The organism is Streptomyces sp. NPDC006610 (genome assembly GCF_040611575.1).
Classification (GTDB): Bacteria; Actinomycetota; Actinomycetes; order Streptomycetales; family Streptomycetaceae; genus Streptomyces.
Map to the genome: position 1 here is coordinate 1 of NZ_JBEXOP010000060.1, position 26685 is coordinate 26685.

Annotated in this window: 20 protein-coding genes; 8 read left to right on the forward strand and 12 right to left on the reverse strand. The window is 71.9% G+C overall.

Going from position 1 to position 26685, the window contains the following annotated elements:
• Nucleotides 1-712 precede the first annotated feature (712 nt).
• The 3 genes from ABZY13_RS31535 (at nucleotide 713) to ABZY13_RS31545 (ending at nucleotide 3454) form a co-directional block, all read left to right on the forward strand.
• Nucleotides 713-1354, forward strand: coding sequence for a DUF6230 family protein (locus ABZY13_RS31535; protein WP_356636853.1), 642 nt, complete (start codon nucleotides 713-715; stop codon nucleotides 1352-1354).
• A gap of 188 nt (nucleotides 1355-1542) precedes the next feature.
• A complete protein-coding gene (locus tag ABZY13_RS31540) occupies nucleotides 1543-2124 on the forward strand; it encodes a DUF6114 domain-containing protein (protein WP_356636855.1) in 582 nt (193 codons plus the stop codon).
• A 118-nt stretch (nucleotides 2125-2242) separates the two neighbouring features.
• A complete protein-coding gene (locus tag ABZY13_RS31545) occupies nucleotides 2243-3454 on the forward strand; it encodes a hypothetical protein (protein ID WP_356636857.1) in 1212 nt (403 codons plus the stop codon).
• 105 nt (nucleotides 3455-3559) lie between these two features.
• Here the strand turns inward: ABZY13_RS31545 and pyk are convergent, their stop codons facing one another.
• The 3 genes from pyk to pta form a co-directional block, all read right to left on the reverse strand.
• Nucleotides 3560-4990 (reverse strand): pyruvate kinase, encoded by a 1431-nt coding sequence (gene pyk, locus ABZY13_RS31550; protein ID WP_356636859.1) that lies wholly within the window; start codon nucleotides 4988-4990, stop codon nucleotides 3560-3562.
• A gap of 73 nt (nucleotides 4991-5063) precedes the next feature.
• Nucleotides 5064-6305, reverse strand: coding sequence for an acetate kinase (locus tag ABZY13_RS31555; RefSeq protein ID WP_356636889.1), 1242 nt, complete (start codon nucleotides 6303-6305; stop codon nucleotides 5064-5066).
• A 26-nt stretch (nucleotides 6306-6331) separates the two neighbouring features.
• Nucleotides 6332-8464, reverse strand: coding sequence for a phosphate acetyltransferase (gene pta, locus ABZY13_RS31560; protein ID WP_356636861.1), 2133 nt, complete (start codon nucleotides 8462-8464; stop codon nucleotides 6332-6334).
• Between the two features lie 216 nt (nucleotides 8465-8680).
• On the opposite strand from pta, the gene ABZY13_RS31565 reads away from it, so the two are divergent.
• Complete coding sequence (locus ABZY13_RS31565; RefSeq protein ID WP_356636863.1) at nucleotides 8681-9706, forward strand: ATP-dependent 6-phosphofructokinase; 1026 nt, start codon at nucleotides 8681-8683, stop codon at nucleotides 9704-9706.
• A 38-nt stretch (nucleotides 9707-9744) separates the two neighbouring features.
• Here the strand turns inward: ABZY13_RS31565 and ABZY13_RS31570 are convergent, their stop codons facing one another.
• From ABZY13_RS31570 to ABZY13_RS31590, 5 genes are all read right to left on the reverse strand, one after another.
• Nucleotides 9745-10587, reverse strand: coding sequence for a carbohydrate ABC transporter permease (locus ABZY13_RS31570; protein WP_356636865.1), 843 nt, complete (start codon nucleotides 10585-10587; stop codon nucleotides 9745-9747).
• Nucleotides 10584-11444 carry a sugar ABC transporter permease gene (locus ABZY13_RS31575; protein ID WP_356636867.1) on the reverse strand — a complete coding sequence of 287 codons (861 nt, stop codon included), beginning with the start codon at nucleotides 11442-11444 and terminating at the stop codon, nucleotides 10584-10586. The genes ABZY13_RS31570 and ABZY13_RS31575 overlap by 4 nt, the downstream gene beginning before the upstream one ends.
• Nucleotides 11441-12811, reverse strand: a complete 1371-nt coding sequence (locus ABZY13_RS31580) for an extracellular solute-binding protein (RefSeq protein WP_356636891.1) — start codon at nucleotides 12809-12811, stop codon at nucleotides 11441-11443. The genes ABZY13_RS31575 and ABZY13_RS31580 overlap by 4 nt, the downstream gene beginning before the upstream one ends.
• A 207-nt stretch (nucleotides 12812-13018) precedes the next feature.
• The gene (locus ABZY13_RS31585; RefSeq protein ID WP_356636869.1) at nucleotides 13019-13723 is read right to left on the reverse strand and encodes a response regulator; all 705 of its coding nucleotides are present in this window, start codon (nucleotides 13721-13723) and stop codon (nucleotides 13019-13021) included.
• Complete coding sequence (locus ABZY13_RS31590) at nucleotides 13720-15357, reverse strand: sensor histidine kinase (RefSeq protein WP_356636871.1); 1638 nt, start codon at nucleotides 15355-15357, stop codon at nucleotides 13720-13722. The genes ABZY13_RS31585 and ABZY13_RS31590 overlap by 4 nt, the downstream gene beginning before the upstream one ends.
• A gap of 142 nt (nucleotides 15358-15499) precedes the next feature.
• On the opposite strand from ABZY13_RS31590, the gene ABZY13_RS31595 reads away from it, so the two are divergent.
• The 4 genes from ABZY13_RS31595 (at nucleotide 15500) to ABZY13_RS31610 (ending at nucleotide 20225) form a co-directional block, all read left to right on the forward strand.
• Nucleotides 15500-16906, forward strand: coding sequence for a cation:dicarboxylase symporter family transporter (locus tag ABZY13_RS31595; protein WP_356636873.1), 1407 nt, complete (start codon nucleotides 15500-15502; stop codon nucleotides 16904-16906).
• Between the two features lie 136 nt (nucleotides 16907-17042).
• Entirely contained in the window at nucleotides 17043-17471 is a 429-nt protein-coding gene (locus tag ABZY13_RS31600; RefSeq protein WP_356636875.1) for a MerR family transcriptional regulator, read from the forward strand.
• Complete coding sequence (locus tag ABZY13_RS31605; protein ID WP_356636877.1) at nucleotides 17468-17782, forward strand: thioredoxin domain-containing protein; 315 nt, start codon at nucleotides 17468-17470, stop codon at nucleotides 17780-17782. Before ABZY13_RS31600 ends, ABZY13_RS31605 begins: the two co-directional genes overlap by 4 nt.
• A 175-nt stretch (nucleotides 17783-17957) precedes the next feature.
• Complete coding sequence (locus tag ABZY13_RS31610) at nucleotides 17958-20225, forward strand: UvrD-helicase domain-containing protein (protein ID WP_356636879.1); 2268 nt, start codon at nucleotides 17958-17960, stop codon at nucleotides 20223-20225.
• Here ABZY13_RS31610 and glgB read toward each other — a convergent pair.
• From glgB to ABZY13_RS31630, 4 genes are all read right to left on the reverse strand, one after another.
• Nucleotides 20200-23022 carry a 1,4-alpha-glucan branching enzyme gene (glgB, locus tag ABZY13_RS31615; RefSeq protein WP_356636881.1) on the reverse strand — a complete coding sequence of 941 codons (2823 nt, stop codon included), beginning with the start codon at nucleotides 23020-23022 and terminating at the stop codon, nucleotides 20200-20202. The genes ABZY13_RS31610 and glgB overlap by 26 nt on opposite strands.
• A 23-nt stretch (nucleotides 23023-23045) precedes the next feature.
• Nucleotides 23046-24449 (reverse strand): maltokinase, encoded by a 1404-nt coding sequence (locus ABZY13_RS31620; protein ID WP_356636883.1) that lies wholly within the window; start codon nucleotides 24447-24449, stop codon nucleotides 23046-23048.
• A 107-nt stretch (nucleotides 24450-24556) separates the two neighbouring features.
• Nucleotides 24557-26257, reverse strand: a complete 1701-nt coding sequence (gene treS, locus ABZY13_RS31625) for a maltose alpha-D-glucosyltransferase (RefSeq protein ID WP_356636885.1) — start codon at nucleotides 26255-26257, stop codon at nucleotides 24557-24559.
• Nucleotides 26254-26685, reverse strand: a 432-nt coding sequence (locus ABZY13_RS31630; protein ID WP_356636887.1) for an alpha-glucosidase C-terminal domain-containing protein, incomplete at its 5' end; no start/stop codon positions are given. The genes ABZY13_RS31630 and treS, both read right to left, overlap by 4 nt.

The following is a 26685-nucleotide window of genomic DNA, read 5'->3' on the forward strand; positions in this document are numbered from 1 at the left end:
CCCGGGGGGGCGCGGGGGGGGGGGGGGGGGGGGCGCGGCGGGGGGTGGGCCGGGGGGCCGGGGGGGGGGGGGCCCCCCGGGGCCCGGGGCCCCCCCCCCCCGCTCGGAGGTCCGGCACCCTTGGGGCGGGGCTTTCACGGAAGCCCTGGTACGGCGGCACTTTGCCAAAACTTGGCAATCTCCTCCGCTGTTACTGCAAGTAAGTCGAGGGCGTTGATCTGTCGGACTCTGTCCGCGGATCAGCCTCTTTGTTCACCCCCGTGATGACACCCTGCGTCGCCGAACGAGATCAAGGGGTCGTGGTTCGGTTATCCGGTCGTTACTAGCGAGTAATGAACCCCCTTGTGCGGGCGGCGAGAATGCACCACGATCGGCCACGCTCGGTCCCATCCCGTACCCCGGCATCCGGTTGGGGGGCGGGATCTCCTGGGTCCCCACCGAGCAGAGCGGGCGTCCAAGGCGCCCGTTCTTGGACAGGGGGGTCTTCGCCCATCCGGCGGAGCCTGTCCGGCAGGGTTGTGCGTGATGTGCGTCAGGCGCGACCAGTGGTTGTCGCTCGGGGGTGATCGCCGGTGATTCGGGCGCGTCCAGCGCCACCGGGCGCGGCGCTCTCCTTCCCGAGGACGTAGCACTTCTCCCATCCCTGCCCGGCTGAGCCGCCGTTCCGGAGGCCAGTCAGGGTCAGGAGATGTACGTCCGAGAAGGAGGAAATATGGAGTCCCCAGTGCGTGGTGGGACCAGATGGAAGCGGTTCGCTGTGGTCATGGTGCCCAGCGTCGCCGCTGCTGCGTGTGTGGGCATAGGTCTGGCGCAGGGCGCCCTCGCGGCGTCGTTCAGCGTCTCCGGCCAGCAGTTCAAGGTGACGGCCGGTCACCTGCACGGTGAGGGCTTCGCCCAGTACGGCGGCATGGACACCGTCTACACGTCGACCGAAGGCGGCAAGCAGACGCAGGTCCCGGTCGCGATCTCGTCGTTCGACGACGCGACGATCACCAAGATGTGCCAGTCGGTCAAGACGGAAATCCCCGTGGTGGGTGCGATCTACCTCCGTCTCGAGGCCGGCAACGACGCCAAGAACCCGGTCGAGGCCGAGAACCTCTACATCGACGTCGCCCAGCTCGACGCCGACGCGGAGTTCAAGAACATCGACATCGGCGTCGCGGTCAAGGACAAGACCCTCGGTCCGCCGAACAAGGACGAGAAGACCACCCGCCCGGGTGGCTTCGCCCAGCAGGCGGAGACGGCCGATCTCTACGGCGTCAAGCAGACGGCGTGGGCGACCACGGCCGGCACCTTCAAGCTGAGCGGTCTGTCGATGCGGCTCGGCGCGAACCCGAAGATGGAATGCTACTGATGGCTTCCGTCACCGGGGTGTCCCGGGACAGCTGAGCTGTCCCGGGCGGGGGCGGGGAGGCCGTCGCTTCTCCGCCCCCGCCGGTCCGGCCCGCGCGCCGGGCCATCCCCACCGACTCAGACTTCCGGCTTCTGTGCGCCTACGGCCGAGCCGGTACGTACCTCCACCGGACCCAGGGAGCTTTTTCCATGAGTGCCGAGACTCCGGTCCAGAGCGCCGGGACCTTCACCCGGCTGCGTCTGCGATTCCGCGACTGGCGGGGCACCCGGCCGTTCTGGGCCGGCCTGTTCACCCTGCTGGGCGGAATCCCCATCGCCTACTTCCCCTACGCCACGCTCAAGCTGGGCCACATGTCGCTCGCCATGGCGACGACCGCCGGCGCGGGGTCGCTGATCATCGGCGTGCTGCTGGTGACGCTGGGCCTGACCATGTGGTTCCAGGCGGCCACCCGCGTCTTCGCCGGTGTCGCGTCGATCCTGCTGGCCCTGGTGTCCCTGGTGGTCTCCAACATAGGCGGCTTCCTCATCGGCTTCCTACTGGCGATGATCGGCGGCGCGCTCTCCCTCGCCTGGGCGCCGGGCAGGCCGGCCGACGAGGTCCACGGAGGGCGCGACGGCGCGACCGCCCCCACGCAGGACGGCGCCCCGGAGCCCGGACCCGAGGCCTACGACGACCCGTACCAGCCGTTCCCCGGGCACGAGCGTTCCGAGGGCGGTGCCGCGGACACGACCGGTGCGGACGAACCGAACGGGGTGCACCGTGTTGGCTGACGAGTCCCGGGGCGGCACCCCGGCTTCCGAGGGCCGGCCGAGAGGCGGAGGCCGTCACGCGGCCCCGAAGAAGCCGTTGTTCACGCGGTTCCACATGCCCGCCGGCAAGGCGATAGCCATGGCAGCGATGCCGACCGCCGTCCTCATGGGGATGGGGTTCACGCCGACCCTCGCCGTCGCCGACGACCAGCCGGCGGCCAACAGCGAGCTGGCCGACGAGTACAAGGACTGCGTGGCGGCCCTGAAGGACGCGGAGGCGTCCCCCTCGGCCTCTCCCACGCCCTCGCCGTCGGCGAGTGAGAGCAGCACCGCCGCTGCCGACGGTGCGTCGGATTCCCAGGACTCGGACGGCTCCGAGGGCTCCCAGGACAGGACCGACCCGCAGGGCGACTCCTCTTCGTCGGATTCAGGTTCCGACGACGGGGCCGCGCCCGCGCCCTCCGCCACGTCCGAGCCCGGGAAGGAACCCGAGCCGGCCGACAGCGGCGCCGTCTCTCCCGCGCCGTCGCCGTCCGAGACCGACAAGAACGTGCTGGAGGCCATAGGCGAGGGCCTCACCGGCGTGGTCGACGGGGTCGTGGACGGCCTCGCCGGCGCCGTCGCCGAGAAGACCGCCACCCCGACGCCCACCCCGTCCGCCCCGGCGAGCGGCAGCACGGGCTCGGGCGGCGGCGAGGAGGGCGCCGGGAAGAACGACGCCCCGTCCGCCGTCGAGGACACCGCGGACGAGGTCGCCGATCAGGCCGAGGACACCGTCGAGGACGTCGAGGACACCGCCACCGAGGCGGCCGGGGCCGCGGACGAGGCCACCGCGTCCCCCACGCCGAGCCCTTCGGCGAGCGAGACCACGGACCCCGACGACTGCCCCGCCGCCACGGACGACGAGGGCGGCGTGGACAACAAGGTGCCGGTCGCGGAGGACCCCTGGTACCTGCAGGCGAGTTCGCTGCTGCTGAAGGGCGCGGACTACCAGGGCATCGTCGAGGTGAAGACCTCCAGCGGCGTCCGGAAGAAGGTGCTGAAGTACGTCATCTCCGAGGGCACCGACATCGGCGATCTGCACCAGCTGGTGAAGGACGAGCGGTCCGGCAAGACGTACCACGTGCAGGCCGGCGAGGGCACGACGTCCACGATCCGCGACGGTGACACGATCATGTACACCGAAAGCATCTCGGGGAAGCTGTTCGGCCTCGTCCCGGTCACGTTCAGCCCGGACAGCCCGCCGCCGCTGAACATCCCGCTCATCCACTTCACCGACGTCGAGGTCACGCAGGCCGCCCAGTTCGGAGGGACGCTGCACATTCCCGGCATGCGGGTCTACACGACCTGAGCCACACCCCCAAGAACCCATCCGGGAGCCGCGCAACACCACTGAGGGTGCCCCCTGTCCACAGGGGGCACCCTCAGTGTCGTCACGGAGCCGGTGCGGGGCGCGTCAGTTGGCGGCGCCGCCGCCGAGGTGGTGGACGCGGACCATGTTGGTGGTGCCGGGGACGCCGGGGGGCGAGCCGGCGGTGATGATCATGATGTCGCCGGGGGAGAAGCGGTTGAGCTTGGCGATCTCCTGGTCGACCAGGTCGACCATTTCGTCGGTGCTGTTCACGAACGGCACGACGTGCGACTCCACGCCCCAGCTGAGGGCCAGCTGGTTGCGGGTGGACTCGTCGGTGGTGAAGGCCAGGATCGGCTGGGTGGCGCGGTAGCGGGACAGGCGGCGGGCGGTGTCGCCGGACTGGGTGAAGGCGACCAGGCCCTTGCCGCCGAGGAAGTCGGCGATCTCGGCGGCGGCGCGGGCCACCGAACCGCCCTGCGTGCGCGGCTTCTTGCCGGGCACCAGCGGCTGCAGGCCCTTGGAGAGCAGCTCCTGCTCGGCCGCCTGGACGATCTTCGACATCGTCTTGACGGTCTCGATCGGGTACGCGCCCACCGACGACTCCGCGGACAGCATCACCGCGTCGGCGCCGTCGAGGATGGCGTTGGCCACGTCGGAGGCCTCGGCGCGGGTCGGACGGGAGTTGGTGATCATCGACTCCATCATCTGGGTCGCCACGATCACCGGCTTGGCGTTGCGCCGGCACAGCTCGATCAGGCGCTTCTGCACCATGGGGACCTTTTCGAGCGGGTACTCGACGGCGAGGTCGCCGCGCGCGACCATCACACCGTCGAACGCCATCACGACGTCCTCCATGTTGGCCACCGCCTGCGGCTTCTCCACCTTGGCGATGACCGGGACGCGGCGGCCCTCCTCGTCCATGATCTTGTGGACGTCGGCCACGTCCTTGGCGTCCCGGACGAAGGACAGGGCGACCAGGTCGCAGCCCATCCGCAGGGCGAAGCGCAGGTCCTCGACGTCCTTCTCGGACAGCGCGGGCACGTTGACGGCCGCGCCGGGCAGGTTGATGCCCTTGTGGTCGGAGATGACGCCGCCCTCGATGACGATCGTCCGCACCCGGGGACCCTCGACGTCCAGCACCTTCAGTTCGACGTTGCCGTCGTTGATGAGGATCTGGTCGCCGCGCGCCACGTCCCCGGTCAGGCCCTTGTAGGTGGTGCCGCAGATCGACTTGTCGCCGGGCACGTCCTCGGTGGTGATGGTGAACTCGTCACCGCGCACCAGCTCGACGGGCCCTTCGGCGAAGGTCTCGAGGCGGATCTTGGGGCCCTGGAGGTCGGCGAGGACACCGATGGCCCGCCCGGTCTCCTTGGCGGCGGCCCGGACGCGGTCGTACCGCCCCTGGTGCTCGGCGTGCGAGCCGTGGCTGAAGTTGAAGCGGGCCACGTTCATGCCGGCTTCGATCAGCGCGACGAGCTGCTCGTGGGAGTCGACCGCGGGGCCGAGAGTACAGACGATTTTCGAACGGCGCATGGGGCGATCCTATCCGTTTGTTTCGCTCCGGAATATTCCGTCTGGCGGAATGTACAAACGAGGAGCGGGGTGCTCAGTTGTTCTTTCCGACCAGTGCTCCGACCAGTGCGTAGGTCTGCGTGGCGATCTCCAGTTCCTCGTCGGTCGGCACCACGGCGACCGCCACCCGTGCGTCGCCGGGGGAGATCAGCCGCGGCTCGTCACTGCGGACCGCGTTCCGTTCCGGGTCGACCAGCAGGCCCAGTCCCGCCAGGCCCGCGATGGCCGCCTCCCGCACCGCGGCGGCGTTCTCGCCGACCCCGGCCGTGAAGGTGACCGCGTCCACCGTACCGAGCACCGCGTAATAGGCGCCGATGTACTTCTTCAACCGGTGAATGTAGATGTCGAAAGCCAGCCTCGCCCGTTCGTCGCCCGCGTCGACACGGCGGCGGATCTCCCGCATGTCGTTGTCCCCGCACAGCCCGACCAGCCCGCTCTTCTTGTTGAGAAGAGTGTCGATCTCGTCCGTGGACATTCCGCCAACCCGCATCAAATGGAAGATGACGGCCGGGTCCACGTCGCCGGACCGCGTACCCATCACCAGTCCCTCCAAAGGCGTCAACCCCATGGAGGTGTCCACGCACTTCCCGCCCCGCACGGCCGAGGCGGACGCGCCGTTGCCGAGGTGCAGCACGATCACGTTCACCTCGGACGGGTCCTTGCCGAGCAGCGCGGCCGTGGTGCGGGAGACGTAGGCGTGCGAGGTGCCGTGGAAGCCGTAGCGGCGCACGCGGTGGGCGTCGGCGGTCTCGAGGTCGATGGCGTAGCGGGCGGCGGCCTCCGGCATCGTGGTGTGGAAGGCGGTGTCGAACACGGCGACCTGGGGCAGGTCGGGACGCAGGGCCCGGGCCGTGCGGATGCCGGTGAGGTTGGCCGGGTTGTGCAGCGGGGCGACCGGGATCAGCCGTTCGATCTCGGCGAGCACGGCGTCGTCGATCACGGTGGGCTCGGTGAAGCGCCTGCCGCCGTGCACCACCCGGTGGCCGATCGCGGCCAGCTCCGGGGAGTCCAGCCCGAGGCCGTCACGGGCCAGCTCGGCGGCGACGGCCTTCAGGGCGGCGTCGTGGTCGGCGATCGGGCCGGTCCGCTCCCGGCTCTCGCCGCCGGTGAGCGGGGTGTGCCGCAGCCGGGAGGTCTCCTCGCCGATCCGCTCGACGAGGCCGCCCGCGAGCCTGCGCTCGTCGCGCATGTCGAGCAGCTGGTACTTCACCGACGAGGAGCCGGAGTTGAGGACGAGGACCCGGGCGGGCCCCGCCGGGCGGGGCTCGTCGGGCAGGTCGGAGACGGGCGACGGCTGGGCGGTCACTGGGCGGGGGCCTTCCCGGTCGGGGTCTGGGCGGGGGCGGACGGGGCGGGCCGGGCGGACTCGGCCGACTGGGCCTGGATCGCGGTGATCGCGACCGTGTTGACGATGTCCTGGACCAGGGCGCCCCGCGACAGGTCGTTGACCGGCTTGCGCAGCCCCTGGAGCACGGGGCCGACGGCGATCGCGCCGGCCGAGCGCTGCACCGCCTTGTAGGTGTTGTTGCCGGTGTTGAGGTCGGGGAAGATCAGCACGCTCGCCTGCCCGGCGACCTCCGACTCGGGCAGCTTCGTCGCCGCGACCGTCGGCTCCACCGCGGCGTCGTACTGGATCGGCCCCTCCACGCTCAGGTCGGGCCGGCGCTCGCGCACGAGCCGGGTCGCCTCGCGCACCTTGTCGACGTCGGCGCCCGAGCCGGACGTGCCCGTCGAGTACGACAGCATCGCGATCCTCGGCGCCACCCCGAACCGCGCGGCCGTCGACGCCGACTGGACGGCGATGTCGGCGAGCTGCTCGGCGTCCGGGTCGGGGTTGACCGCGCAGTCGCCGTAGACGAGCACCTTGTCGGCCAGGCACATGAAGAACACCGAGGAGACGATCGCCGCGTCCGGGTTCGTCTTGATGATCTCGAAGGCCGGGCGGATGGTCGCCGCCGTGGAGTGCACCGAGCCCGACACCATGCCGTCGGCCAGGCCCTCCTGGACCATCAGCGTGCCGAAGTAGTTCACGTCGGAGACCACGTCGTACGCCAGCTCCACGGTCACGCCCTTGTGCGCGCGCAGGGCCGCGTACCGCTCGGCGAAGGGGTCGCGCAGATCGGAGACGGCCGGGTCGATCAGCTGGGCGTCGCCGAGGTCGATGCCGAGGTCGGCGGCCTTCTTGCGGATGACGTCGACCGGGCCGAGCAGGGTCAGGTCGCACACGTCCCGGCGCAGCAGCACCTCGGCGGCGTGCAGCACCCGCTCCTCGGCGCCCTCGGGCAGGACGACCCGGCGGCGGTCGGCGCGGGCCTGCTCCAGCAGTTTGTGCTCGAACATCATCGGCGTCACGCGGTCGCTGCTGGGTGCGGAGACCCGCTTGTTGAGGTCGCCGGTGTCGACGTACCGCTCGAACAGGCCGAGCGCGGTCTCCGCCTTGCGCGGGGTGGCCGCGTTCAGCTTGCCCTCCAGGGAGAACAGCTGCTCGGCGGTGGGGAAGCTGTTGGCCGGCACCGAGAGCACCGGCGTGCCGGGGGCGAGACGGCCGGCCAGGGTGAGCACGCGGTCGCCCGGCGTCTCGCCCAGGGTGAGCAGCACGCCGGCGATGGGCGGGGTGCCGGCGCTGTGCGCGGCGAGGGAGCCGACGACGAGGTCGGCGCGGTCCCCCGGGGTGACGACGAGGCAGCCCGGGGTCAGGGCGGCCAGGAAGTTCGGCAGCATCGCCCCGCCGAAGACGAAGTCCAGCGCGTCGCGGGCGAGCCCGGAGTCGTCGCCCAGGACCACCTTCGCGCCGAGGGCGTGCGCGATCTGGGAGACGGTCGGCGAGGACAGCGCGGGCTCGTCCGGCAGCACCCAGCAGGGCACCGGCAGCCGGCCGGCGAGCCGCTCGGCGATCTCGTCGCGGTCCTCGCGGGCGACCCGGTTGACGACCATGGCGAGCACGTCGCAGCCCAGCCCGTCGTAGGCGCGGTAGGCGTTGCGGGTCTCCGCGCGCACCGACTCGGCGGTCTGGCGTCGCCCGCCGACGACCGGGAGGACGGAGGCGCCGAACTCGTTGGCGAGCCGGGCGTTGAGCGACAACTCGTCCGGGAACTGGGTGTCCGCGAAGTCGGTGCCGAGGACGAGGACGACGTCGTAGTCGCGCGCGACCACGTGGAAGCGCTCGACCAGCGCGGAGACGAGCTCGTCCGCCCCCTGCTCGGCCTGGAGGGCGGACGCCTCGTGGTAGTCCATGCCGTACACGGTGGACGGGTCCTGCGTCAGCCGGTACCGGGAGCGCAGCAACTCGAAGAGCCGGTCGGGCCCGTCGTGGACGAGCGGACGGAAGACGCCCACCCGGTCGACCTGGCGGGTCAGGAGTTCCATGACCCCCAGTTCGACGACCTGGCGGCCGTCGCCGCGGTCGATCCCGGTCACGTACACGCTGCGCGTCACGTGTGCTCTCCGTCCTTCCGGTACGTCACAAGAGAATCCGTCGTGTCACAGAGATTCCGTCGTAAAGATCGCCCACAGGGGTGAGCGGAACCCTCTTGACAATACCTCCGGCCGTATGTAGAGCGCCCGTCAGTGCCCTGTCGGCAACGGCCTGCCGGACGTGGAAGAATCGGCAGTGGCTCACCGGCGTCAACAGCGAGCAGGAGACACAGCACGATGCGTATCGGAGTTCTCACCGCAGGCGGCGACTGCCCCGGCCTGAACGCAGTGATCCGGTCGGTCGTGCACCGAGCGGTCGACAACTACGGCGACGAGGTCATCGGCTTCGAGGACGGCTACTCCGGCCTGCTCGACGGCAGCTACCGCACCCTCGACCTGAACGCGGTCAGCGGCATCCTCGCCCGCGGCGGCACCATCCTCGGCTCCTCCCGGCTGGAGCGCGACCGGCTGCGCGAGGCCTGCGAGAACGCCGCCGACATCGCCCGCGACTTCGGCATCGACGCGCTGATCCCGATCGGCGGCGAGGGCACCCTGACGGCGGCCCGGATGCTCAGCGACGCGGGCCTGCCCGTGGTGGGCGTGCCGAAGACGATCGACAACGACATCTCCTCCACCGACCGCACCTTCGGCTTCGACACGGCCGTCGGCGTCGCCACCGAGGCGATGGACCGGCTCAAGACCACCGCCGAGTCCCACCAGCGCGTGATGGTCGTCGAGGTCATGGGCCGGCACGCGGGCTGGATCGCGCTGGAGTCCGGCATGGCCGCCGGCGCGCACGGCATCTGCCTGCCCGAGCGCCCGTTCGACCCCGCCGACCTCGTCAAGATGGTCGAGGAGCGGTTCGCGCGCGGCAAGAAGTTCGCCGTCATCTGCGTCGCCGAGGGCGCCCACCCGGCCGACGGCACCATGGACTACGGCAAGGGCGAGATCGACCAGTTCGGCCACGAGCGCTTCCAGGGCATCGGCACGGCACTGGCGTACGAGCTGGAGCGGCGGCTCGGCAAGGAGGCCAAGCCGGTCATCCTCGGGCACGTCCAGCGCGGCGGCACCCCGACCGCGTACGACCGCGTCCTCGCCACCCGCTTCGGCTGGCACGCCGTGGAGGCGGCCCACCGGGGCGAGTTCGGCCGGATGACCGCGCTGCGCGGCACGGACATCGTGATGGTGCCGCTGGCCGAGGCCGTCACCGAACTGAAGACGGTCCCGACGGACCGCATGGACGAGGCCGAGTCGGTCTTCTAGACCGGCGAGGTCCCCGCCCGGTCCTCCGGACCGGGCGGTCAGCCCTTGACCGCGCCGCCCAGCGCGAAGCCGCCGCCCAGCCGGCGCGCGACCAGCACGTACAGCAGGATCACCGGCGTCGAGTAGATCACCGAGAACGCGGCCAGCTGGCCGTACGCCACCATGCCGCGGTTGCCGAAGAACTCGTTGATGCTCACCGACGCCGGCATCTTCTCGGGCGTGAGCAGCAGCATGAACGGGACGAAGAAGTTCCCCCACGTCATCACGAACGAGAAGACGGTCACCACGGCCACGCCCGGCCCCATCAGCGGCAGCACGATCCGCAGCAGGGACTGCAGGGAGCCCGCCCCGTCCGTCCACGCCGCCTCCTCCAGCTCCTTCGGCACGCCGTCCATGAAGTTCTTCATCAGCCAGATCGCGAACGGCAGTTGGGACGCGGCAAAGAACAGGATCGTCCCGTGCAGGGTGTCGATCAGGTCGATCCGGACGAACAGCGCGTACACCGGCACCATGACGGCCGTGATGGGCAGGCCGGTGGCGAACAGGATCGTCAGCAGGAAGGGCCGGTTCAGCCGGGAGCGGTGGCGGGACAGCGGGTAGGCCGCGAGCGCCGCGCACACCACGGTCAGCGCGGTCGCGCCGCCGCACAGGATCAGGCTGTTGAGCAGCGGGGTGAAGGTGACGTCCGCGGTGAGCACGGCGTCGAAGTGCTCCGCCGTCAGCCCGTCCGGGGCCTTCACCCGCAGATCGGCGCCGGGGTCCACGGACGACAGCAGCACCCAGGCCAGGGGCAGCACGAACGCGGCGGCGACCGCGAGCAGCCCGGCGTCGGCGGCGAGCCGGCGCCGGGTACGCCGGTGGGAGAGGGACACGCGGCTCACACCTCCGTCCGCAGCAGCCGCAGATACACGACCGAGAACAGCGAGCCCACCAGCAGCAACAGCAGGGCCACCGCCGTGCCGTAGCCGATCATGCTGTTCTGGAAGGCCTGTTCGTACATGAACAGCGGCAGCGTCTGGCTCCGCCCGCTCGGCCCGCCCCGGGTCATCACCCAGATCAGCCCGAACACCGACAGCGTCTGCAGGGTGTTGAGCATCAGGTTCGTGCCGATGGAGCGGCGGATCATCGGCAGCGTGATGTGCCACATGCGCCGCCAGCCGCCGGCGCCGTCGACCTCGGCGGCCTCCGTGATCTCCTTCGGGATCTCGTTCAGCGCCGCCGAGTACACCAGCATCGAGAAGGCCGCGCCGCGCCATACGTTGGCGAAGGACACCGCCAGGATCGGCAGCGTGAACAGCCAGTCCTGGGACGGCAGACGGAGCAGGTCCAGCACGGCGTTCAAGGTGCCCTCGCGGCGGAAGAACGCGTACAGGAGAAAGCCCGCGACCACCTCCGGCAGGACCCACGCCGTCACCACGATCCCTCCGGTCAGCGTGCGCACCGGCTTCGAGGCGCGCCGCATCAGCGCGGCCAGGGCGAGCCCGAGGGTGTTCTGGCCGATCAGGGACGACAGCACGGTGAAGACGACGGTGAGCCAGACGGCGTTGCGGAACGCCTCGTCCCGGAACGCCGTGCGGAAGTTGTCCAGCCCGACGAACGACGCCTCGGCCTGGCCGGTGAGCTGGAGGTCGGTGAAGGCGATCCAGACGCAGTACGCCAGGGGCCCGCCGAGGAAGAGCAGCAGCAGGACGACGGCGGGGGACAGGGGCAGCAGGCGGACTAGGCGCCGGGCGGTCACTTGTGGACCACTTGGCCGTCGGTGACCTCCTCGAGCGTCTCGTCGTAGCCGCGTGCGGCCTCCGCGACGGACAGATCACCGGTCGTGACGCCCTCCATCGCCTCCTGGATCGCCACCGACACCTTCGGGTACGCCGGGTAGGCGGGCCGGTAGTGGGTGTGGGCGACCAGGCCGGTGAAGAACCGGGTGCCGGGCTGGGCGTCGGCGTACGCCGGGTCGCCGGCCACGTCTCCGCGGACGGCGATGCCGGAGTTGGCGACGTACCACTTGCGGGCGTTCTCCTTGGTCTGCATCGTCTTGACGAACGCGAAGGCGAGATCGGGGTTGGCGGCCTCGGCGGGGATGGCCCAGGTCCAGCCGCCGGACATGCTGACCTTGCCGGGCGCCTGGCCGTGCTGGGTGGGCATCGCGGCGAGGCCGAGCCGCTCGGACCACTCGGGCCACTCGTGGCCGCTGCCGGGCAGCCAGTCCTGCGGGAGCCAGGAGCCGTCGAGGGCGATCCCGAGCTTCCCCTGGGGCAGCAGCTCGCCGCGCACGCGGGTGGCGAAGTTGGGGTCGAGGGCGTCGGCGACGTCCGGGCCGAGCTTCTCCGCGTAGACCGTCCCGACGAAGGCGAGGGCGTCCCGGAAGCCCCGGCTGCCGGCGATCCACTTCTTGGCGCGCCGGTCGTACAGGGGGTCCGAGGTGCCGTCGTTGGTGCCGTACAGCAGCATCTGGAAGCCCTGCATGGCGGCGGCCTCGCCGGCGGGCTTGCCGGTGTAGACGTTCAGCGGGACGACGCCGGGGACCTTCCGTTTGATCGTGCGGGCGGCGTCGAGGACCTCCTCCCAGGTCCTCGGCTGCCAGTCGGCCGGCAGCCCGGCCTTCGCGAAGATCCCCCTGTCGAACCAGAGGCCCCGGGTGTCCGTCCCGTCCGGCACGCCGTACGTCTTCCCGTCCTCGCCCCGCGCCGCGGCCTTCGCCGGGTCGATGAACCGGTCCCAGTCCTTCCAGCGGGCGAGGTAGGGGTCCAGCGGCTGCAGATAGCCGCTCGTGATGTCGGAGTTGATGAGGAAGGTGTCCTCGTAGACCAGGTCGGGGGCGGTCTTGGGGGAGCGCAGCATCTGCTGGAGCTTGGTGTAGTACTCCGCGTCCGGGGCCTTGATCGGGACCAGCTTCACCTTCTTGCCCGGGTGCGCCCGCTCGAACTGCTCCTTGACGTCCGCGAGGTAGGTGTCCATCACCTTCACGGAGTTGTCCGTGGACTGCTTGAAGGAGACCTCGATCGTGTCCGGGTCGCTTCCGGAACCGCCGCCGCAGGCGGTGAGGGAGGCGGCGGCGAGGGCGAGGGCGGTGGAGAGCAGGGCGGCGGTGGGGCGCACGGGCATGACCTCCTGCGGGCGCACGTCGTTGTGGCGCGGGGATGGCTGCACGGTGAACGTAAGAGCGTGGTCCAGTCCGGTCAATGGGGCGCGCTGGGCGGTCGGGGGCGCGCTCGGGGGCGGCCGGCGGCGGCATGTGCCGTCCGGCTCAGGGGCGACCGGCCTTGGCTCGGCGGCGGCAGCGTCCGGCGCCCGGCGGCGCCGGGCCGGCGTTCAGCGGCCCGGTTCCGGGGTCGCGGGCACCCAGCGGTACACCAGTTCGGGCCTGCCCACCTGCCCGTACAGCGGGCTGCGGCCGGCCCGGCCGGCGTCGACCAGATGCTCCAGATAGCGCCGCGCCGTGATGCGCGAGATGCCCACGGCCTCGCCCACGCCGGCCGCCGTGAGCCCTTCGGCCGACTCGCGCAGCGCGCCCGTGACCCGCTCCAGCGTCGGCGCGCTCAGCCCCTTCGGCAGGGCGGCGGGGCCCGGTGCGCGCAGGGTCGCCAGCGCGCGGTCCACCTCGTCCTGGCCGCTCGCCTCGCCCGCCGCGCCCCGGAACTCGGCGTAACGCACCAGCCGGTCGCGCAGCGTCGCGAAGGTGAACGGCTTCAGCACGTACTGCACGACGCCCAGCGACACGCCCTCCCGCACCACCGCCAGGTCCCGCGCCGACGTCACCGCTATCACGTCCGCGTGATGCCCGGCCGCCCGCAGCGAGCGCGCCAGTTGCAGCCCGTGCACGTCCGGCAGGTGCAGGTCGAGCAGCAGCAGGTCCACCGGCGTGCGCTCCAGCGCGCGCCGGGCCGCCACGCCCGTGTGCGCCTTCCCGACCGCGACGAACCCCGGCACCCGGCCGACGTACATCGCATGCGCGTCGGCGGCGACCGGGTCGTCCTCGACGACCAGGACGCGGATGGGCTCGCGCTCCCCGGTCATGCGCCGGCTCCCGCGGGCGTGGCGCGCGTGGCGGCCGGCGCGGCGGTCAGCGGTAGCCGTGCCTCGAACTCGGCGCCCCCGCCCTCGGCCCCGGCCACCGACAGCGTCCCGCCGTGCCGGTGCGCCGCCTGCCGCACCAGCGCCAGCCCCAGCCCCCGCCCGCCCGGACCGGCCGGCTTGGTGGAGAAACCGCGCTGGAACACCGCCTCGGCGTGGGCCGGGTCCACGCCGTCGCCGGTGTCCGAGACCCGCAGCACCAGTTCGCCGTCCTCGGTGAGCGCCGACACCGTCACCCGGGCGGGCACCGCGCCCTGCGCGGCGTCGACGGCGTTGTCGATCAGGTTGCCGAGGATGGTGACCAGGTCGCGGGCGGGCAGCCGTTCGGGCAGCAGCCCGTCGTCGAGCCGGCTGTCCGGCGACACCACCAGCTCCACGCCCCGCTCGTTGGCCTGCGCGGTCTTGCCCAGCAGCAGCGCCGCCAGCACCGGCTCGCCGACGGCCGCGACGACCTGGTCGGTGAGCGCCTGCGCCAGCTCCAGCTCGGCCGTGGCGAACTCCACCGCCTCCTCGGCGCGGCCCAACTCGATCAGCGAGACCACCGTGTGCAGCCGGTTCGCCGCCTCGTGCGCCTGGGAGCGCAGGGCCTGGGTGAAGCCGCGCTCGGAGTCCAGCTCGCCCATCAGCGACTGCAGCTCGGTGACGTCCCGCAGGGTGACCACCGTGCCGCGGCGCTCGCCGCCCGACACCGGTGAGGTGTTCACCACCAGCACGCGGTCCGCCGTCAGATGCACCTCGTCCACCCGCGGCTCCGACGCCAGCAGCGCCCCCGTCAGCGGGGCGGGCAGTCCGAGGTCGGCCACGGAACGGCCGACCACCTCGCCCCCGAGGCCCAGCAGCTCCCGCCCGCCGTCGTTGATCAGCGCCACCCGGTACTGCCCGTCCAGCATCAGCAGTCCCTCCCGTACGGCGTGCAACGCGGCCTGATGGTAGTCGTGCATCCGGCTCAGCTCGGCGGCGTTCATGCCGTGGGTGTGCCGGCGCAGCCGGGCGTTGATCACGTACGTGCCGATCGCGCCCAGCGTCAGCGCGCCCGCGGCGACCCCGATCAGGGCGGTGAGCTGGCCGCGCACCCGCTCGCTGATCGCCTCCACCCGGATGCCGGCGCTGACCAGGCCGGTGATCCGGTCGCCGTCCCGTATCGGGGCGACCGCGCGGACCGAGGGGCCGAGGGTGCCGGTGTAGGTCTCGGTGAAGGTCTCGCCGCGCAGGGCGCGGTCGGTGTGGCCGAGGAAGCGCCCGCCGATCTGGTCGGCGCTGGGGTGGGTCCAGCGGATGCCGTCCGGGCTCATGATCGTCACGAAGTCGACGCCGGTGCCGTGGACGACCCGCAGCGCGTACGGCTGGAGGGCCGCGGTCGGGTCGGGGGCGCGGGCCGCCTCCCGCACCGAGGGCGCGTCGGCGACGGCCCGGGCCACCGCCGTCGCCTGGCGGCCCGCGGCCTCCTCGGCCTGCCGGGTGTCGCTGACGTAGGCGAACAGCGCGTACCCGGCGACCAGCACCGCGATCAGCACGGCCTGCATCGCGAACAGCTGCCCGGCCAGGCTGCGCGGCCGGGGGAGGGACGGGAGGCGCATGGCGCCAGTGTGCCCCGGCGCCCGTGCGTGAACTAAATGAACGCAAGGGTGACCGCCCTCACAGGGCGCGCCATAGTCACGGCATCCCCCGGACGTGAGCCGCACGCCGGTGACACCGACGACGACGTCAAGGAGGGCAGCCGTGGCCGGCACACCCCCGGCGGCACCTGCCGCACCCGCCGCCAAGCGGGACCGCACCCACTATCTCTACATCGCCGTGATCGTCGCGGTCGCGCTCGGCATCGCCGTGGGCCTGATCGCGCCGGACTTCGCGGTGGAGCTGAAGCCCATCGGCACCGGGTTCGTGAACCTGATCAAGATGATGATCTCGCCGATCATCTTCTGCACGATCGTGCTGGGCATCGGTTCGGTGCGCAAGGCGGCCAAGGTGGGCGCGGTCGGCGGGATCGCGCTGGCGTACTTCCTGGTCATGTCGCTGGTGGCGCTCGGCATCGGTCTGCTCGTCGGCAACCTCCTGGAGCCGGGCAGCAGCCTCGCGGTCACCGACGCGGTGCGCGAGACCGGGCAGGCGCAGGTCGAGGCGGAGGCCAAGGACACGACCGAGTTCCTGCTGGGCGTCATCCCGACGACGATCGTGTCGGCGTTCACCTCGGGCGAGGTCCTCCAGACGCTGCTGATCGCCCTGCTCGCCGGCTTCGCACTGCAGGCGATGGGCCGGGCCGGGCAGCCGGTCCTGCGCGGGATCGAGCACATCCAGCGGCTGGTCTTCCGCATCCTCGCCATGGTGATGTGGGCCGCGCCGATCGGGGCGTTCGGCGCCATCGCCGCGGTGACCGGCTCCGCGGGCCTCGACGCGCTCAAGAGCCTCGCCGTGCTCATGCTCGGTTTCTACGTGACCTGCGTGCTGTTCGTCTTCCTGGTGCTGGGCGCGCTGCTGAAGATCGTCTCGGGCCTGAACATCCTGTCCCTGTTCGCGTACCTGGGCCGGGAGTTCCTGCTGATCCTGTCCACGTCCTCCTCCGAGTCGGCGCTGCCGCGGCTGATCGCCAAGATGGAGCACCTGGGCGTCAGCAAGCCCGTCGTGGGCATCACCGTGCCGACCGGCTACTCCTTCAACCTCGACGGCACGATGATCTACATGACCATGGCGTCCCTGTTCATCGCCGACGCCATGGGCACCCCGATGTCCGTCGGCGAGCAGATCCCGCTGCTGCTGTTCCTGCTGGTCGCCTCCAAGGGCGCGGCCGGCGTCACCGGCGCGGGCCTGGCCACGCTGGCGGGCGGCCTCCAGTCGCACAAGCCCGCCCTGGTGGACGGCATCGGCCTGATCGTCGGCATCGACCGCTTCATGAGCGAGGCCCGCGCCCTGACCAACTTCGCGGGCAACGCGGTGGCCACGGTCCTGATCGGCACCTGGACCAAGGAGATCGACCGGGACCGGGTGACGGAGGTCCTGGCGGGCCGGGCGCCGTTCGACGAGAAGACCCTCCTGGACGACCACGGGGACGACCACACGGACGGCGCGGACGCGGACGCCGCGCCGGCCGGGCCGACCGCCGGCGGCGACAAGGAACTGGCCAAGGCCTGACGCCATCGCCGCCCCCTCGACCGGATTCCCCCCACCGCGCCCCGCGCCCACCCCCCTCCCCAGGGGCGCGGGGCGCACCCCTGCCCGCAGGCGCGGGCCTTGCCCTGACGTCGGCGTCAGGGCTTAGCGTCGGGACATGCGAATCGGTGAGCTGGCCGCGCGGGCCGGGACGACGGCGCGCGCGCTGCGGTACTACGAGGCGCGGGGGCTGCTGCCCGCGCGGCGGGACGGCAAGGGGTACCGGACCTACGACGAGGGGGACCTGAAGCTGCTGCGGCAGATCAGGACGCTCCAGGACTTCGGGTTCGGCCTGGAGGAGACGCGGCCCTTCGTGGAGTGTCTGCGGGCCGGGCACCCGGAGGGCGACTCCTGCCCCGCCTCGCTCGCGGTCTACCGCCGCAAGCTGGCCGAACTCGACGCGCTGATCGAAGAGCTGGGCGCGGTGCGGGCCGAGGTCGGGGCGCAGCTGGCCCGGGCCGAGCGGGCGCGGGAGTCGCTGGCCGCCGAGGCGTCGGTTCCGGGCGGTCCGGAGCCGGTCTGCGAACTGGGAGGGCACACGTCGTGATCGAAGTGACGGACGAGGACTTCGCGGCCGAGGTGATCGGCTCGGACCTGCCGGTCCTGGTGGAGTTCACCGCCGACTGGTGCCCGCCCTGCCGGCAGATGGCCCCGGTGCTGAAGGCGGTCGCCGCCGAGGAGGCGCAGCGGCTGAAGGTGGTGCAGCTGAACGTGGACGCCAACCCGGAGACCACCAACGCCTACAAGGTGCTGTCCATGCCGACGTTCATGGTCTTCCGCGCGGGTGAGCCCGTGATGTCGGTGGTGGGGGCGCGGCCCAGGCGCCGGCTGCTGGCGGAGCTGGACGAGGTGCTGTGACCCTCGTCGGGCCGTGCGGCGATCCGTAACCCGAAGGCAAACGAAAATCCCCCGGGCGGTAATTGCGCCCGGGGGATTTCTCTGCGTATATTCAATGATTCGCGACTTCGTGCCGGAAGAGGTCACGGAAACGCGGGAAGTTCGATGGACAAAGTATATCCGGGCGGGAGTGGAATTGTCAAACGTCGCTTTTCCAGACGATGAAACGCGTCGCGAGCAGGAATTCATCGACGGCCTGTACGCGCGCGTCGACCTGCTGCGGGGCGACACCGAGGCCGCCGTCACGGACGCCCTCGCGCAGGGCGACAAGCCGATGCAGGCCAGACTGGAGCGGGACGTCCTGGTCGCCGAGCGGTCCGGACTGCTCGCCGCCCTGAACGCCGTCGACGGCTCCCTGTGCTTCGGCCGGATCGACCTGAATTCCGGCGTCACCCATCACATCGGCCGGATCGGACTGCGCGCCGACGACGCCGAACGCACCCCGGTCCTGATCGACTGGCGCGCCGACGTCGCCCGCCCGTTCTATCTCGCCACCGGCCACACCCCGATGGGCCTGCGCCGGCGCCGCCACATTTCCACCGAGGGCCGCCGGGTCACCGCCCTGCACGACGAGATCCTGGACCTCGGCGACGCCACCCGCACCGGCCACGAGGACCCCACCGGCGACGCCGTGCTGCTCGCCGCGCTGAACTCCGCCCGCACCGGCCGGATGGGCGACATCGTGCGCACCATCCAGGCCGAGCAGGACGAGATCATCCGCGCCCCCCGCCGGGGCGTGCTCGTCGTCGAGGGCGGCCCCGGCACCGGCAAGACCGCCGTCGCCCTGCACCGAGCCGCGTACCTGCTCTACGAGCACCGCGAGCTGCTCGCCCGCCGCGGCGTGCTGATCGTCGGCCCCAACCCCGCGTTCCTCGGCTACATCGGCGAGGTGCTGCCCTCCCTCGGCGAGACCGGCGTGCTGCTGGCGACCGTCGGGGAGCTGTTCCCCGGGGTGCGGGCGACCGCCGCCGACACGCCCGGGGCGGCGGCGGTGAAGGGCCGCGCCGACATGGCCGACGTGCTGGCCGCCGTCGTACGGGACCGGCAGACGCTGCCCGACCCGGTCCTCGCCATCGAGCACGACCGCGAGGTCCTGATGCTGGACGACGGCCTGGTCAACGTCGCCCGCGAGCGCACCCGCGCCGCCCGGCTGCCGCACAACGTAGCCCGCGAGCACTTCGAGGGCCACATCCTCAACACCCTCACCGACATGGTCGCCGAGCGCATCGGCACCGACCCCTACGACGGCTCCAGCCTGCTCGACGCGAGCGACATCACCCAGATCCGCGACGAACTGGCCGAGAACCCCGAGGTCTGGGACGCCATCGACCGGCTGTGGCCGGTGCTCACGCCCCAGCGGCTGGTCGCGGACTTCCTCGCCGAGCCCGACCGTTACCTCTCCGCCGAGGACGCCGCCGCGGTCCGCCGCCCGGTCACCCGCGCCTGGACCGCCGCCGACGTGCCGCTGCTGGACGAGGCCGCCGAACTCCTCGGCGAGGACGACCGCCCCGCCCGCGCCCGTGCCGAACGCGAGCGGGAGACGCAGATCGCCTACGCGCAGGGCGTGCTCGACGTGTCGTACGCGTCCCGGACCTACGAGTTCGAGGACAAGGAGGAGGACGACCCCGAGGGCTCGGAGGTGCTGTCCGCGCACGACATCATCGACGCCGAGCGCTTCGCCGAGCGGCACGAGGAGGACGACCACCGCTCCACCGCCGAACGCGCCGCCGCCGACCGCACCTGGGCCTTCGGGCACATCATCGTGGACGAGGCGCAGGAACTGTCCCCGATGGCGTGGCGGCTGCTGATGCGGCGCTGCCCCACCCGCTCGATGACCCTGGTCGGAGACCCCGCCCAGACCGCGGAGGCGGCCGGCGTCGGCTCCTGGGCCGACATCCTCGCGCCGTACGTCGAGGACCGCTGGGAGCACACCCGCCTCGGCGTCAACTACCGCACGCCCGCCGAGATCATGGAACTCGCGGCGGCCGTCGTACGGGCCGAGAACCCGGACTTCGAGCCGCCCGGCTCGGTGCGCTCGACCGGAATCCGCCCCTGGGTGCGCCACGCCGGCGACCTGCCCGGCGCCGTCGCGAAGGCGGTCGCCGAGCTGACCCCCGCCGAGGGGCGGCTCGCGGTGATCGCCCCGCGCGACCTGCACCGCCGCCTCGCCGCCCACCTGGACGGCGTCACCGCCGGGGCCGAACCCGACCTGACGCGGACCGTCGTGCTGCTCGACCCGCGTCAGGCCAAGGGCCTGGAGTTCGACTCCGTCCTCGTCGTCGAGCCGGGCCGCTACGGCACCAGCGACCTCTACGTGGCCCTGACCCGCGCCACCCAGCGGCTCGGCGTCCTGCACACCGGGGACCTGCCCGAGGCGCTCAGGCGGGCCGCAGCCACACCGTAGCCAGCGGCGGCAGCGTCAGCCGGATGCTCGCGGGGCGGCCGTGCCACCCCGTGGCCTCCGGCTTGACCGGGTCCGGGTGGCCGACGCCGCTGCCGCCGTAGCGGGCCGCGTCGGTGTTGAGGACCTCGTGCCAGGCCGGGACGTCGTCCGGGACGCCGAGCCGGTAGTCGGGGCGGACGACCGGCGAGAAGTTGCTGACCGACAGCAGCGGCGTCCCGGCGGCGTCCAGCCGGAGGAAGGCGACCACGTTGTCGTCGGCGGCGTCCCCCACGATCCACTGGAAGCCGTCCGGATGGACGTCGCGCTCCCACAGCGCCGGCGTCCGCCGGTAGACGGCGTTCAGATCGCCCACCAGATCGCGCACCCCCTGGTGGTCGGCCGCCGCCCCGTACGCCGGGTCCAGCAGCCACCAGTCCGGCCCGCGCGTCTCCGACCACTCCGCGCCCTGTGCGAACTCCTGCCCCATGAACAGCAGTTGCTTGCCCGGATGGGCCCACATCCAGCCCAGGTAGGCGCGGTGGTTCGCGCGCTGCTGCCACCAGTCGCCCGGCATCTTCGACACCAGCGACCGCTTGCCGTGCACCACCTCGTCGTGCGAGATCGGCAGCACGTAGTTCTCGCTGTACGCGTACACCATCGAGAAGGTCAGCTCGTGGTGGTGGTATTTGCGGTGGATGGGGTCGTGGCCCATGTACTGGAGCGAGTCGTGCATCCAGCCCATGTTCCACTTCAGCCCGAAGCCGAGACCGCCGAAGCCGCTGGGGCCCTGGTGGTGGGTGGCGCGGGTGACGCCGTCCCACGCGGTGGACTCCTCCGCGATGGTCACCACGCCGGGCACCCTGCGGTACACGGTGGCGTTCATCTCCTGGAGGAACGCCACCGCGTCCGTGTTCTCCCGGCCGCCGTGCTCGTTCGGCGTCCACTGGCCCGGCTCGCGCGAGTAGTCGAGGTACAGCATCGAGGCGACGGCGTCCACGCGCAGCCCGTCGATGTGGAACTCCTCGCACCAGTACACCGCGTTGGCCACCAGGAAGTTGCGCACCTCGCGCCGGCCGAAGTCGAACTCCAGCGTGCCCCAGTCGGGATGGGCCGCCCGCAGCGGGTCGGAGTGCTCGTACAGGGGCCGCCCGTCGAACTCGGCCAGCGCCCAGTCGTCGCGCGGGAAGTGCGCCGGCACCCAGTCCATCAGCACGCCGATGCCGGCGCGGTGGAGGCGGTCGACCAGGTACTTGAAGTCGTCCGGGGTGCCCAGGCGGGCCGTGGGGGCGTAGAAGCCGGTGACCTGGTAGCCCCAGGAGCCGCCGAAGGGGTGCTCGGCGACCGGCATCAGCTCGACATGGGTGAAGCCGAGCTCCCTGACGTACTCGGGCAGCTGCTCGGCGAGCTGACGGTACGTCAACCCAGGCCGCCATGACGGCAGGTGCACCTCGTACACGGAGAACGGCGCCTCGTGCGCGGGGCGTTCGGCGCGGCGCGCCAGCCACTCCTCGTCGCCCCACTCGTAGGCGGAGGCGTGCACGATCGAGGACGTGTTCGGCGGTACCTCGGTACGGCGGGCCATCGGGTCGGCGCGCAGCGTCTTCGAGCCGTCCGGGCGGGTGATCTCGAACTTGTACTGCTCGCCCTCGCCGATCCCCGGCACGAACAGCTCCCACACCCCGGTCGCGCCCAGTGAGCGCATCGGGAAGCCGGTCGCGTCCCAGAAGTTGAAGCCGCCGGCCACCCGCACGCCCAGCGCGTTGGGCGCCCACACGGTGAACCGGGTGCCGGCCACGCCCTGGTGCGTCATCGGCTCGGCGCCCAGCGCCCGCCACAACTCCTCGTGCCGGCCCTCGCCGATGAGGTGCAGGTCGAGGTCGCCGAGCGTGGGCAGGAAGCGGTACGGGTCCTCGGTGTCCAGCACCGTCCCCTCGTAGCGCACCCGCAGCCGGTACGCGGGCACGTCCGTGAGCGGCAGCACCCCGGAGAAGAACCCGTCGCCGTCGTCGTGCAGCTCGGCGCTCAGCTCCCCGGCGACGACCGTGACGGCCAGGGCGTACGGGCGGAAGGCGCGGAAGACCACACCGCCGGGCACCGGGTGGCCGCCGAGCACCGAGTGCGGGGCGTGGTGGGCGCCGGCGAGGAGACGGGTGCGGTCGGCGGGGGAGAGGGCGGGGTCGACGGGGGGCGCGGACTGCGCGGGGCGGGCGGCGTCGGCGGGCCTGCGCGCGGCGGGGGTCTTCGGCGGTGCGGCTTCGGCGGGGGCGGCCTCGGCGGCGGCCTTCGCCGTCGTCCTGGCGGCGGTGGTCTTCGCGGCGGTGGTCCTGGCCGCCGTGGCGGTGGCCTTCGCCGTGGTCTTCCGGGCGGCCGTCTTCTTCGCCGCGGCGCCCTTCTGCGCCGGCACCGTCTTCTTGGCGGGGGCGGCGGTCCGGTCCGCGGCGGTCTTCGCCGCCGCCTTCTTGGCCACGGCCTTCTTCGACAGGGCCTTGTCGGCCACTGCCTTCTCGGTCACGGCCTTCTTGGTCGCCGCCGTCCTCTTGTCCGCCGCCTTCTCGGCGGGGGCCTTCCGGGCGGCGGGCGCCGCCTGCGGGTCCGCCGGCGTCCGGGCGGCCGCGGTCTTCTTCACGGCCGCGGTCTTCTTGGCGGTGGCGGACGCCTTCTTCGCGGTGGCAGGCGCCTTCTTCCGCGCCGCCATCTTCTTCGCGGGCGCGGCCGGAACCGGCGTCGAGCCCGCGGCCGGGGCCGCCTTCTCCTCGGCCGGCGGCTGCTCGGCCGTCTTCTCGGGATCCGGACCGCTGGGCGAGGTACGGGGGGTCACGGGCGGAGCCTCCTAGGAGAGGGTCAGGTCGGTCGGTCGGAAGCGAGGCGCCGTATCGCCGACAACGGCACCTGGAGCCAGTCCGGGCGGTGCCGCGCCTCGTACACGACCTCGTATACCGCCTTGTCGGTCTCATGGGCCCGCAGCAGCACCGGGTCGGTCCGCGGATCCCGCCCGCCGACCTCGGCGTACCCGGCGCAGTACGCGGCCCGGCAGGTCTGCGCCCAGTCCTCGGCCGGGGGCCGGACCGAGTGCGCGGCGTAGTCGAAGGAGCGCAGCATCCCGGCGATGTCCCGGACGACCGGCTGCGGCATACGGCGCTCCGCCAGCGGCCGGGCCGGCTCGCCCTCGAAGTCGATCAGCGTCCAGTCGCCGCCCGGCGAGCGCAGGCACTGCCCCAGATGCAGATCGCCGTGGACGCGCTGGGCGGTCCAGGTCTGGCCCTCGTCCGCCAGTTCGGTCACCGCGTCGAACGCGGCGCGCAGCCCGGGCGCGTACGGGCGCAGCGCGGGCACCGCGTGGGCGGCGGCGTCGAGGCGGTCCACCATGCCGTCGACCATCAGCCGGATCTGCGTGGGACCGAGGGTGACGGTCGGCAGGGCGTGGGCCAGCGCCGTGTGGACCTCGGCCGTGGCCCGCCCGAGCGCCCGCGCCTGCGCACCGAAGTCCTGCCGCTTGGCCAGCTCGCGCAGCGCCAGCTCCCAGCCGTCGGCCGCGCCCCGGACGAAGGGCTGGAGGACGCCGAGGACGTACGACTCCCCGGCCAGCTCCGTGCGCATCCACGCCGTCGGCGCGGGCACCCGCGGGCAGCCCTCGCGGGCCAGCGCGAGCGGCAGCTCCAGATCGGGGTTGACGCCGGGCACGATCCGGCGCAGCAACTTGAGAATGAACGTATCTCCGTAGACGACCGAGGAGTTGGACTGTTCCGCGGTCACCGGGCGGGGCATCAGGCCGGAACGGATCTCCCGGTCGGCGTCGCGCTCGAAGCGCAGGGAGCCGATGCGGGCCCGGGCGCGCAGCGCCTCCAGGAGCACCTCGGCGGGCCGGGGGTCGTGCAGGGCCTCGTACGCCGTGCGTCCGGCGAGCGGACCCTCGGTGACGTGGCCGATGAGCGCGGGCGCCAGCCGGGGCGGCAGCGCCTCGCGCACGCCTATCAGCAGCTGGTAGCAGTCGGCGGGGGCGGGGGGTGCGCCCGGGACCGGCGCGCTCGGCTGGTGGGCGCGCACCAGCAGGTGGTAGAGGCCGAGTCTGCCCGTGGCGGGCAGCAGTTCGGTGGCCGCCACCAGGGAGAACCCGGTGACCGGGCGGCCCTTGCCCGCGAACCAGCGCTGCCGCGGCAGCCACTCCCGCAGCAGGGGGTCCAGGGACGCGAGCAGGCTCGTGCTGGGCGTCGTGGTCGTGGCGACGCGGGTGACGGCGTCCGACATGGCGTACGTCCTTTCCCCGGGTGGGCGGGGTGTTACTGATGCGTGCCCCGGGCGGGACGGGGGAAACCGCCCCGCCCGCGGCTTTCGGCGGCGTCCGCGGACCTGGCCTAGACGGCGTCCTCGCGGAGCCGGAACCAGTAGAAGCCGTGGCCCGCCAGGGTCAGCAGGTACGGCAGTTCGCCGATGGCCGGGAAGCGCACCCCGCCGATCAGCTCCACGGGATGGCGCCCGGCGAACTCGCGCAGGTCGAGCTCGGTCGGCTGGGCGAAGCGGGAGAAGTTGTGCACGCACAGCACGAGGTCGTCGCCGTGCTCCCGCAGGAACGCCAGGACGGCCGGGTTGGACGAGGGCAGTTCGGTGAACGACCCGAGTCCGAAGGCGTGGTTCTGCTTGCGGATCTCGATCATCCGGCGGGTCCAGTGCAGCAGCGAGGAGGGCGACGCCATGGACGCCTCGACGTTGGTGACCTGGTAGCCGTAGACCGGGTCCATGATCGTGGGCAGGAAGAGACGGCCGGGATCGCAGGACGAGAAACCGGCGTTGCGGTCCGGGGTCCACTGCATGGGCGTGCGGACGGCGTCGCGGTCGCCGAGCCAGATGTTGTCGCCCATGCCGATCTCGTCGCCGTAGTAGAGGATCGGCGAGCCCGGCAGGGACAGCAGCAGGGCCGTGAACAGCTCGATCTGGTTGCGGTCGTTGTCGAGGAGCGGGGCGAGCCTTCGGCGGATGCCGATGTTGGCGCGCATCCGGGGGTCCTTGGCGTACTCCGCGTACATGTAGTCGCGCTCTTCGTCGGTGACCATCTCCAGGGTCAGCTCGTCGTGGTTGCGCAGGAAGATGCCCCACTGGCAGCCCGACGGGATCGCCGGCGTCTTGGCCAGGATCTCGGAGATGGGGTAGCGCGACTCGCGGCGCACGGCCATGAAGATGCGGGGCATGACCGGGAAGTGGAAGGCCATGTGGCACTCGTCGCCGCCGCCCGTGTAGTCGCCGAAGTAGTCGACGACGTCCTCCGGCCACTGGTTGGCCTCCGCCAGCAGGACGGTGTCCGGGTAGTGGGCGTCGATCTCCTTGCGGACCCGCTTGAGGAACTCGTGCGTGGCGGGGAGGTTCTCGCAGTTGGTGCCCTCCTCGGCGTAGAGGTAGGGCACGGCGTCCAGCCGGAAGCCGTCGATGCCGAGGTCGAGCCAGAACCTCAGCGCGGAGATGATCTCCTCCTGAACGGCCGGGTTCTCGTAGTTGAGGTCCGGCTGGTGGGAGAAGAAGCGGTGGAAGAAGTACTGCTTGCGGACCGGGTCGAAGGTCCAGTTGGACACTTCCGTGTCGACGAAGATGATGCGGGCGTCCTGGTACTGCTTGTCGTCGTCGGCCCACATGTAGTAGTCGCCGTAGGGGCCGTCCGGGTTGTTGCGGGACTCCTGGAACCACGGGTGCTGGTCGCTGGTGTGGTTCATGACGAAGTCGATGATCACGCGCATGCCGCGCTGGTGGGCGGCGTCCACGAACTCCACGAAGTCGGCGAGGTCGCCGAACTCGGGCAGGACGGCGGTGTAGTCGGAGACGTCGTAGCCGCCGTCCTTGAGGGGGGACTGGAAGAAGGGCGGCAGCCACAGGCAGTCGACGCCGAGCCACTGGAGGTAGTCGAGCTTGGCGGTCAGCCCCTTGAGGTCGCCGACGCCGTCGCCGTTGCTGTCCTGGAAGGAGCGGACGAGGACCTCGTAGAAGACCGCGCGCTTGAACCACTCGGGGTCGCGGTCCTTGGCCGGGGTGTCCTCGAACGTGTCCTGTACGGGCTCGTTGACGGTCATGGTGTGGGTGACCCTCCGATCTGCGGGGTGGACGGTCGCAGGACGGTGAAGAGGTGCGCCGGCCGGCGGCCGGGCTCCAGCCGCACGTAGTTGGCCCTGCCCCAGTGATAGGTCTCGCCGGTCAGCTCGTCGCGTACCGGCACCGACTCGGCCCAGTCCAGGCCGAGTTGCGGCATGTCCAACGAGACCGTGGCCTCCTGGGTGTGGTGAGGGTCGAGGTTGGCGACCACCAGAACCGTGTTCGATCCGGAGCGCTTGCTGTACGCGATGACCGCTTCCTGGTCGGCGTGGTGGAAGTGGATGTCCCGCAGCTGCCGCAGGGCGGGGCTGTGCCGGCGGATCTCGTTGAGGCGGGTGATCAGGGGGGCGATGGTGCGGCCCTCGCGTTCGGCGGCGTCCCAGTCGCGGGGGCGCAGCTGGTACTTCTC

Coding starts and splice junctions, on each gene's coding strand:
- ABZY13_RS31535 (WP_356636853.1), top strand. CDS start 713: ATGGAGTCCCCAGTGCGTGGTGGGACCAGATGGAAGCGGTTCGCTGTG.
- ABZY13_RS31540 (WP_356636855.1), top strand. CDS start 1,543: ATGAGTGCCGAGACTCCGGTCCAGAGCGCCGGGACCTTCACCCGGCTG.
- ABZY13_RS31545 (WP_356636857.1), top strand. CDS start 2,243: ATGGCAGCGATGCCGACCGCCGTCCTCATGGGGATGGGGTTCACGCCG.
- pyk (WP_356636859.1), bottom strand. CDS start 4,990: ATGCGCCGTTCGAAAATCGTCTGTACTCTCGGCCCCGCGGTCGACTCC.
- ABZY13_RS31565 (WP_356636863.1), top strand. CDS start 8,681: ATGCGTATCGGAGTTCTCACCGCAGGCGGCGACTGCCCCGGCCTGAAC.
- ABZY13_RS31580 (WP_356636891.1), bottom strand. CDS start 12,811: ATGCCCGTGCGCCCCACCGCCGCCCTGCTCTCCACCGCCCTCGCCCTC.
- ABZY13_RS31585 (WP_356636869.1), bottom strand. CDS start 13,723: ATGACCGGGGAGCGCGAGCCCATCCGCGTCCTGGTCGTCGAGGACGAC.
- ABZY13_RS31590 (WP_356636871.1), bottom strand. CDS start 15,357: ATGCGCCTCCCGTCCCTCCCCCGGCCGCGCAGCCTGGCCGGGCAGCTG.
- ABZY13_RS31600 (WP_356636875.1), top strand. CDS start 17,043: ATGCGAATCGGTGAGCTGGCCGCGCGGGCCGGGACGACGGCGCGCGCG.
- ABZY13_RS31620 (WP_356636883.1), bottom strand. CDS start 24,449: ATGTCGGACGCCGTCACCCGCGTCGCCACGACCACGACGCCCAGCACG.
- treS (WP_356636885.1), bottom strand. CDS start 26,257: ATGACCGTCAACGAGCCCGTACAGGACACGTTCGAGGACACCCCGGCC.